Genomic DNA, 3,321 nt, shown 5'->3' with positions numbered 1-3,321 from the left:
GCTCCGCGTACACGCGGGTGGCCGTCACCAGCGCCAGGCCCTCGGCCGCGGCCAATGCGCGGTGCGTGGGCAGGCGGGTGCCGGGCGGCAGCCGGCCCTGGCGGATGTCGGCGGCCAGGCGGTCCACCAGCGGCTTGTAGCGGGGCAGGGGCATGGCGGGGCGTATCCATGACAATCGTTTGATCGTATCGGATGGTGCCCCTAGCATCGGCCGCATGCACACCGCCATCCTCACCTTTGAAGGCTTCAACGAGCTGGACTCGCTCATCGCGCTGGGCCTGCTGCGCCGCATCCAGCGCCCCGGCTGGCGCGTGACGCTGGCCACGCCCACGCCTCAGGTGCGCTCGATGAACGGCGTGGTGATGGAGGGGCAGAGCACGTTGGAAGAAGCCAGCCAGGCCGACGCGGTGATCGTGGGCAGCGGCCTGCTCACGCGGCAGGTGGTGGCCGACGCCGCGCTGATGGCGCGGCTGCAGCTGGACCCCGCGCGGCAACTGATCGGCGCCCAATGCTCCGGCGCGCTGGTGCTGGCGAAGTTGGGCCTGCTGCAAGGCGTGGCGGCCTGCACCGACCTGACCACCAAGCCCTGGGTGCAAGAGGCCGGCGTCAGCGTGCTCGACCAACCCTTCTTCGCCCGCGGCAACGTGGCCACCGCTGGCGGCTGCCTGGCCGCGCAGTACCTGGCCACCTGGGTCATCGCCCGCACCGAAGGCGTGGAGGCGGCGGCCCAGGCCATGCACTACGTGGCCCCGGTGGGCGAGAAGGACGAGTACGTCGCGCGCGCCCTGCGCAACGTGTCGCCCTGCCTGGCCTAGCGATACGCCTGGTACGTCGCCGTCTCGAAGTTGACGTAGCCCATGAACGAGCCCGGGTCGCCGAAGGGCAGGATCTGGGTGGCCCAGAAGCCGCCGATGCCGCTTTCGCGGTCGACCCAATAGAACAGGTTGGCCAGGCCGGCCCAGCCTTGCGCGCCGGCCGGGCGGCCGGTGGGGGCGGGGGCTTCGTTGATCATGAAGGGCAGCGACCAGGCCTTGGGCAGGCCGGGGAAAAACTCCGCGTCGTTCGACAGCGCCTTGATCACGCCCGGCAGCATCGTCACCTGGAGCTTGGGGTCCAGGTGGCGCTGGCAGGCCATGGCCACCGTCTCGGGCTTGAGCACGCGGCCGTGCGGGCCGGCGCCGTCGTTCAGCCACATGCGGATGAACTTCATGTACTCACCCACCGTGCCATACAGGCCGTGGCCGCCGCAGTGCACCTCGGGCTGGGCCGGCAGCTCGAAGTCCATCGCTTCCAGCCGGCCGTCGGGGTGGCGCGCATGCATGCCGGCCACGCGGCTGCGCAGCCGGTCGTTGATCTCGAAGGTCATGTCCTCGATGCCCAGCGGCGCAAAGATGCGCTGGCGGAACACCTCGCCCAGCCGCAGGCCGGTGATGCCTTCCACCACCTGGCCTACCCAGTCGATGTTGCTGCCATATTCCCAGCGCTCACCGGGGTCGAACAGCAGCGGCGTTTGCAGCGCGGCCCGCGTGGCGGTGATCACGCTGGGCTGCTTGCCCGCATCGGCCAGGCGCTTGTAGTTTTCGTTGAAGAAGTCGTAGCCAAAGCCGCCGGTGTGCGTCAGCAGCTGGCGGGTGGTCACCTGCGTCTTGGGCGGGCGCGTGCGGGCGTTGCCGTGTTCGTCCACGCTTTCCAGCACCTGCAGCTGGCCGATGGCCGGCGCATACCGCGCGGCCGGTGCGTCCAGGTCCAGCTGGCCGCTTTCCGCCAACTGCAGCGCGGCGGTGGCGGTGATGGCCTTGGTGGTGGAGAAGATGGCAAACACCGTGTCGGTGCTCATCGGCGCCGGTGCGCCCACGCGGCGCACGCCGGCCGCGCCCTCATACACATTGCCCTGCCGGTCGGTGACCATCGCCACCACGCCGGGCACCTGGGGGCTGTCTTCCACCGTGCTCTTCAAGATGGAGTCCAGCGTGGCCTGCAACTGCTTGCTCATGGGTTTGTCTCCTGTGCTGTGGTCAGTGCATCTCGAATCCCGGGTAGCCGTCGCGCGCTACCTCGTCGCAGCGGCGCTTGTAGTCGCCCACGCCGCCGGTGTAAGACAGTACGCGCCGTGGCTTACCCGGCACGTTGGAACCCACATACCAAGAAGTGGTCTTGCTGATCAGCGTGGCATTGGCCGTCTCGTCGTGGTGCCGCACCCAGGCGGCTTCGGTTGCGGCGGTGGGCTCTACCACCCGCTTGCCCTGGCGGCGCATGTGGCCCACCAGGCCGGTGATCCACTCGGTTTGCTGCTGCAGGCAGGTGGTCATGTTGCACAGCGCGGCCGATGGCGCCAGCGGCACCGCCGTGGTCAGCAGGTTGGGGTAGCCGTGCTTGGCCAGGCCCATCGTCGTGCGTATGTCGGTGAACCAGTCGTCGCGCAGTGAACGGCCGCCCCGGCCGCGGATGTCGATGCGCGTCAACGCGCCGGTGCCCGCGTCAAAACCCGTCGCCAGCACGATCACGTCCAGCTCATGCACCGTGCCATCGGCCAGCTCGATGCCCTGCGGCACGATGCGCGCAATCGGGTTGGCCTTGACGCTCACCGCCTCTACGTTGGGGCGGTGGTACACCTCCAGGTAGTTGGTTTCCAGCGGCACGCGGTGGGTGCCAAAGCCGTAGTCCTTGGGAATCAGCAGCTCGCACAGGCGCGGGTCCTTCAGGCGCTGGCGCATCTTCTCGCGCACGAATTCCGAGATCTCTTCGCTGATCTGCTCGTCAAAGAACATCTCGGCGTACGAGGCCAGCCACAGCTTGAGTGAACCATCGGCATGCACCTCTTCCAGCCAGGCGCGGCGCTGCTCGGGCGTGTCCTTGGCCCACTGGCGGGTGAAGTCGTACTCGAAGCCGGTGAAGCTGTTGGGCAGCGTGGCGCGCAACTCTTCGAAGCGCGCCTTGTACGCCGCGGCTTCCTGCGGGCCGTAGCTGGGGTTCTTCATCGGCAGCACGTACTGCGGCGTGCGGATGAACACCTTCAGCTGCTTGACCTGATCCGCAATGGTCTGGATCACCTGGATGCCGGTGGCGCCGATGCCCACCACGCCCACGCGCTGCTCGCGCAGGTCCAGCGGCTGGTGCGGCCAGCGGCCGGTGTGGAAGATGCGGCCGGCAAAGCTCTCCTGCCCCTCGAACACCTTTTCCATCGGCGCCGACAGCATGCCGGCACAGGTGATCAGGTACTGGGTGTCGATCTGCTCGCCGGTGTCGGTGCTCACCCGCCAGCGGCCACGGCTGTCGTCCCACTCGGCGCGGGTGATGCGGGTGTTGAACTGGATGTCGGGC

4 protein-coding genes are annotated in these 3,321 nt (G+C 68.5%); 1 reads left to right on the top strand and 3 read right to left on the bottom strand.

The window, feature by feature from the left end; genetic code table 11:
* Window positions 1-154, bottom strand: a 154-nt coding sequence (locus ABNT58_RS01145) for a GntR family transcriptional regulator (RefSeq protein WP_348751677.1), incomplete at its 3' end; no start/stop codon positions are given.
* 61 nt (window positions 155-215) lie between these two features.
* Here ABNT58_RS01145 and ABNT58_RS01140 point away from each other — a divergent pair.
* Entirely contained in the window at window positions 216-815 is a 600-nt protein-coding gene (locus ABNT58_RS01140; protein WP_348751676.1) for a DJ-1/PfpI family protein, read from the top strand.
* Here the strand turns inward: ABNT58_RS01140 and ABNT58_RS01135 are convergent.
* Window positions 812-1,993, bottom strand: coding sequence for a serine hydrolase domain-containing protein (locus ABNT58_RS01135; RefSeq protein WP_348751675.1), 1,182 nt, complete (start codon window positions 1,991-1,993; stop codon window positions 812-814). The two genes, ABNT58_RS01140 and ABNT58_RS01135, sit on opposite strands and share 4 nt — an antisense overlap.
* 22 nt (window positions 1,994-2,015) lie before the next feature.
* The coding region (locus tag ABNT58_RS01130; RefSeq protein WP_348751674.1) for an NAD(P)/FAD-dependent oxidoreductase at window positions 2,016-3,321 on the bottom strand (1,306 nt) is incomplete at its 5' end.

This window comes from uncultured Aquincola sp. (assembly GCF_964001545.1).
GTDB lineage: Bacteria > Pseudomonadota > Gammaproteobacteria > Burkholderiales > Burkholderiaceae_C > Aquincola.
Note: the sequence above shows the minus strand (reverse complement) of the source record. Positions and strands in the feature narration are given on the sequence as shown.

What these genes read in the sequence shown, in the direction of transcription:
- ABNT58_RS01140 (WP_348751676.1), top strand. Translation starts at nt 216, where the DNA reads ATGCACACCGCCATCCTCACCTTTGAAGGCTTCAACGAGCTGGACTCG.
- ABNT58_RS01135 (WP_348751675.1), bottom strand. Translation starts at nt 1,993, where the DNA reads ATGAGCAAGCAGTTGCAGGCCACGCTGGACTCCATCTTGAAGAGCACG.